Annotated in this window: 3 protein-coding genes; 1 reads left to right on the forward strand and 2 read right to left on the reverse strand. The window is 45.3% G+C overall.

Going from position 1 to position 5,633, the window contains the following annotated elements:
• Nucleotides 1-225 precede the first annotated feature (225 nt).
• Entirely contained in the window at nt 226-2,370 is a 2,145-nt protein-coding gene (gene glyS / locus RIC07_RS37145) for a glycine--tRNA ligase subunit beta (RefSeq protein ID WP_446398893.1), read from the forward strand.
• A 60-nt stretch (nt 2,371-2,430) separates the two neighbouring features.
• Here glyS and RIC07_RS37150 read toward each other — a convergent pair whose 3' ends face one another.
• On the reverse strand, nt 2,431-4,563 hold the full coding sequence (locus RIC07_RS37150) for a DUF4114 domain-containing protein (protein ID WP_446398894.1): 2,133 nt from the start codon (nt 4,561-4,563) through the stop codon (nt 2,431-2,433).
• Between the two features lie 465 nt (nt 4,564-5,028).
• Nucleotides 5,029-5,616, reverse strand: coding sequence for a hypothetical protein (locus RIC07_RS37155; protein ID WP_446398895.1), 588 nt, complete (start codon nt 5,614-5,616; stop codon nt 5,029-5,031).
• Between the last annotated feature and the right edge of the window lie 17 nt (nt 5,617-5,633).

A 5,633-nucleotide genomic window follows, 5' to 3' on the forward strand; every position in this document is an offset into this window, starting at 1 on the left:
GCGTATAAGCCTACCTTTCACTCTCACAAGCCCGGAAGAACATTCCTGTATAACCGTTTGCATCTCTATTATACTAAAACCGCCTTATATCCCACCGTCAAATTTAAAATTATGACGGGGGACTTACGGCGGACAAGTTAAACTAGGAAAACTGGCAGCCACTAGACTCTGCTAGCCGTTCATCCTACTCACACGCAATCCTTATCCACGAAGCGCGATCGCATTATGTCCACATTCTTATTGGAAGTCGGTACAGAAGAATTACCCGCAAATTTCGTCGAGAGTGCGATTAAACAATGGCAGTCGCGCCTGTCACAAAGCCTTGATGAACAACTCCTGACTCCTGAGAGTATCCAGGTGTACGGCACTCCTCGCCGTCTAGCCGTACTAATTCGGGGATTACCCCGTCAACAACCCGATCGCGAAGAGGAAGTCAAAGGACCCCCTGTCAAAGCCGCATTTAAAGACGGGAAACCCACCAAAGCCGCCGAAGGGTTTGCCCGCAAACAGGGCGTTAGCCTTGATGATTTAGAAATCCGAGAGACGAATAAAGGGGAATTTGTCTTTGTTGTCAAGAAAATAATCGGTCGTTCGGCGATTGAAATTCTCCCCGAAGTCATCCCCCAATGGATTTTTGGCTTAGAAGGGAAGCGGTTTATGTGTTGGGGGGATGGAGACTTGAAGTTTTCTCGCCCGATTCGCTGGTTGGTGGCGCTGCTGGATGATACCGTATTGCCGATTGAATTAGTCAATGGTTCAGAAACGATAAACAGCGATCGCACATCCCGTGGACATCGGATCTTACATCCCGAATCAGTAACTATTGCCCAGGCTGAGGACTATGTAAAATCCCTAGAATCAGCCTTTGTGATTGTAGAACGCGATCGGCGCAAACAAATCATCCAAGACCAAGTTCAGTCAGCCGCCCAAAAACTCAATGGTCATACCCTACTCTATAAGGAATTATGGGATGAAGTCACGGATTTAGTCGAATATCCCACCGCCATTGTCGGCAAATTTGATGCAGAATACTTAATCCTACCGCCAGAGGTGGTGAAAACCGTGATGGTAAAGCATCAGCGCTACTTTCCCGTATTCAAGGATGAAACAGCGACTGAATTACTGCCTCATTTTATTACCTTGTCGAATGGTGATCCGGCAAAATCCGATATTATTGCCGCCGGAAATGAACGAGTGATTCGCGCCCGTTTAGCGGATGGTGAGTATTTCTATAAAACAGACTTAGCCTCACCCCTAGAGAGTTATTTACCCAAGTTAGAAACCGTCACCTTCCAAGATGAATTAGGGTCAATGCGTCAAAAGGTAGGGCGGATCGAAAAAACCGCCTCACGGATTGCAGAGCAATTGGCAGTGTCACAAACCCAATGGGATGATATTATTCGCGCCGCCGCCCTTTGTAAAGCGGATCTCGTCACCCAAATGGTCTATGAATTCCCTGAATTACAGGGTGTCATCGGACAAAAGTATGCTCTAGCCAGTGGTGAATCTGAGGCGGTAGCCACGGCGATTTTTGAGCATTATTTACCCAGAGGTGCTGGGGACAAGTTACCAGAAACATTAATCGGTCAAGTGGTGGGATTGGCGGATCGCCTAGATACATTGGTGAGTATCTTTGGATTAGGCATGATTCCCACCGGTTCCTCTGACCCCTTTGCCTTACGCCGTGCCGCAAATGCGGTAGTTAATATTACCTGGGAGGGGAATTTAGGGATTAATTTAGATCAGCTATTGCAGGATATTTCTGCTGATTTTGTCGCCACCTATTCCGAGAAATCATCGCCCGTTGAAGCCTTACAAGAGTTTTTCATCCAACGGATTCGCACCTTGCTGCAAGACGAACAGAGGATTGATTATGACTTAGTGAATGCGGTTCTGGGAGAGAACGATCGCGAGTATACCCAACGAGCATTAAAAGACGTGTTAGATGTTCGCGATCGCGCCTTGTTCCTGCAAGGGATTCGGAATAACGGCAAGCTGGATGAAATCTACGAAACCGTAAACCGTTCGGCGCGGTTATCGATGCAAGGAGACTTAGATTTCCAACAGTTAGATCCCAAAGCGGTTGTGCGTCCCGATTTGTTTGAAAAATCGAGTGAACCTGCTTTTTATGAAGCATTAGTCGAGTTAGTTCCCCGTACCCAAGCGGCACAACAAGAGCGTAATTATCAGCAAATTGTTGATGCATTGGCAGAGGTTACGCCAATTGTGAGTACCTTCTTTGATGATAAGGAAGCTGGGGTCATGGTGATGGACGAAAATCCAGAGATTCGCCGCAATCGGTTGAACCTATTGGGGTTACTGCGAAACCACGCACGAGTATTGGCAGATTTTGGCGCGATCGTCAAGTAGAGACGCATCGTGTAGAGACGCGCCATGGCGCGTCTCTACAACCCAATCGGGTCAGAAAATTTAGGCAACCGTTAAATCAACCTCGAAGGTGATATCATCATGATCTAAGTCACCGCCGCCAAATAAATCTTCAAAGCCAAACTTATTCTCACCTAGTAGACGGACATGATCTTTCCCATCAGGATTAGCGCCTAAATAGGCAAAGTAGGCAGTGGGATCGGCATAACCAAGGCGCTGATTATTTGGATTGGTTTCCAGCCATTCTTCTGTCGTGCCATTAGCGATAATGTAAGGCGCTAAAATGGTTCCTGGCTGGAATTCTGCTTCAAATATTCCGGTATTTCGGTTCATGTCGCCAACAACTTGTTGAGCTAAAGCCGCTTCAGCATACCCTGCCTCATCTGGACTAATCAGTTCACCCGTTACTTTATCTTTCACCTCTCCTTGCTCATTTTCAACCGCATAAAAACCGACGGAATTGTTAAAACCAGCATCACTCTCAATATTGAAAAACTTCGCAGATACCGAACTGGTTTTATCTTGCAAGTCGATGAGTTCGGGTTCTCCTTCAGTGATTAGGATGGAGTCATTTTGGGCAGGTGTAGTATCCTGATTATTGCCATCAAAACTCAAGGGTTCGTCTACGTCAGTCGTTTGATCAGCAACCGCTGCGACTAACTGGAGTTCATTATTGCTCAAACTATTGCCACCTGCTGTCGGAGCCAGTGTAGCACCTCCTGTCACCTCTGGATTGCCTGGTATTGGGGCGGTTTGTACGGCACCTCCATTATCGGTAAAGGCTCCTAATTCAGGGTCTAGCAGCTTGGCTTTCGCGGTTATCTTTGTATCGTTAGGATTGGGATCTTCTGACTGAAAATTACCGCCCCCATCACTAAATACTTTACCGGTGTGATGGTAAATATTCCACTTGTTGCCACCATTATTGGCTAAGTTATCGGCAACTAGGGTCTTTTTGAGGGTAACATTGTTGCCACCGCCCCAGAATCCTCCACCTTGAAAACCAGCATAATTATTGGCAATCGTGGTGCTAGTAATCTTGGTTGGATTAGAACCATTCCCTAAGAGGATTGCTCCTCCCAAACCCTTCTTACCATTGGTTGACTTGGCTTCGTTGCCGTAGAAAATACTGTTGTCAATCGTGACAGGCGATTTCCCTCCTGTCCACAAACCACCGCCTTGCACCAGCGCCCGATTATCAGCAAAGGTGGTGTTACGCACGGTCAATTTACTATTCCCGTGCCGCACTCCACCGCCAAGAGCATCACCTTTGGAATCTTTGATCACCTGATTATCGATGATTGTGCTATCTTCAATAATCACTTCGTCGCCCGGATAGGCGTATAAAAACAGTCCTCCTCCTTGTCCGGCTCCTTTATTACCCTCAAACCGACTATTGCGAATCTCAATTTTGCCCTTGGTACTGCTATTAGTTGTAACTGAAGCACCATCGGTAAAAATTGCACCACCATAGCCCTTTGTATGGGGACCAAAGGAACCACCGGGAGTGGAGTCATTATCGGTGAAGGTGGAGTTTTCGACGATTAATCCCCCCAAAACGGTGTTAATCGCCCCACCATTGGTTCCGGTATTTTCCGTAAACTCACTATCTTTGACGGTGAGAGAACTTTCACTACCAACTGCGATCGCACCACCACCTCGTTCACCCTTACCGGTCTGACTATTTCCCGATGTGCTATTATTCTCAAACTCAGAGTCAATTACAGTCGTGTTACTGCGCCAACCAGCAAAGATGGCACCACCACCTTCACCATTAGCATGATTATTCCGAAATTCGCTATCTTCTACCGTTAGTTTTGTCCCACCTTCTGTCCAAATTCCAGCCCCTGCACCATCTAAACCTTTCTTGTTAGTCTTGCCATTGGCAATGGTTAGATTCTTGATGGTAACCTCTACAGGTTCCCATGGTGGACTACCTTGAATAAAAAAAACGCGGGAGGCGTTATTCCCACTGATGGTTAGACCTGAAGCCTTAGACCCATCAATCGTTAGGTCTTTATCAACTTCGAGTTGACCACTGGTCAGCTTAATGGTCTTATTTTTCAGGCGAGAGGCAAATTTAATTGTATCTCCTGACTGGGCTTGCGCGATCGCATCTCTTAAGGAACCTTGTCCGCTGTCTTTCCGGTTTTGAACCGTGAACACTTGTGACATTTTTTGTTCTCCAAGACTATTTGACGAAAGTACTCCAAAGTAGCACTTTATTCTTCTGCGAAATGGTTAGCAACACCCTTATTCAGTCATCGTTGAATTTGCTGTATTTTTTCTGACAGCAGGGTTTCAACTTAACATCGTGCTGTCTATTTGATTTGAATAGATTGTCATCACGATGTTCTCTACCTTGTTCCATTAATAGAGCCTTGTTAGCGAATTAGGCAAGCAAATTAATAATACTTAACATTTGTTTTAGTTTTGTTTGATTTGTGAAACAATACTATTTGCTTTGGTTTTTTTAGGCTACAAAAAAAATAGTTTTCTCAGAATTAGACAACTGAGGTATTTTCTCTCAAGAAAAAGAGAGAAATGATCGATGTAAATAGTAAAATAAGTTCCCTAGAAAAATAAAATAATTGTTTTCAGGGAACCTAATTCAATTTATTTCGCGACTAAATACAGCCGTTACAAGTTATCCAGATCCAACGGTTCTCGTATTTGTCGCTGGAATAACTGCTGTTGTAGCGATGGCGGCTGTTGCAACATTCGTCGGATTTCTTGTTCGGCTTTCTGTTGCAAATTTTCAGTCTGAGCCGATTCTAATTGTAAAAATAAATACAAAAGGGGCTGTTCTCGCTGAAGGCGTTGTTGAAATTGTCCCAGTTGTGACGGGTTGGTAAGTTGATCGATACTGGAGGGAAGTTGTTGCTCCGATAAGGGTTGCGCTTTCGCGGGTAGCGTCCAACCCAGTAGGGTTAAACTAATTGTTGCTGCCAGACGTTTAAAAGAAATGTTTGTAGTCAGCGCTTTAGCGCTTCTGGCACTAAAGTGCCTACTACGAACCCAGCTTAAGTCAGCGACATTCATTTTAAGAGTCATGATGCTCCCACCTTGTTTGATGTCAACGAAAATTATTCGATGACCTTCGTCATTATACATGTAGAGAGGTTCCCAGGGAACGTCCCTACAAAATTGGTAGAGACGTAGCTGATTACCTAATTCATCGTCGGTAATAATTCCTGATGTTCCGGCAGTTTTCCGGTTCTTAACCATTCATCGAGTCCCTTGGG

This window comes from Coleofasciculus sp. E1-EBD-02 (assembly GCF_040218245.1).
In the GTDB taxonomy this organism is placed as follows: domain Bacteria; phylum Cyanobacteriota; class Cyanobacteriia; order Cyanobacteriales; family Coleofasciculaceae; genus Coleofasciculus.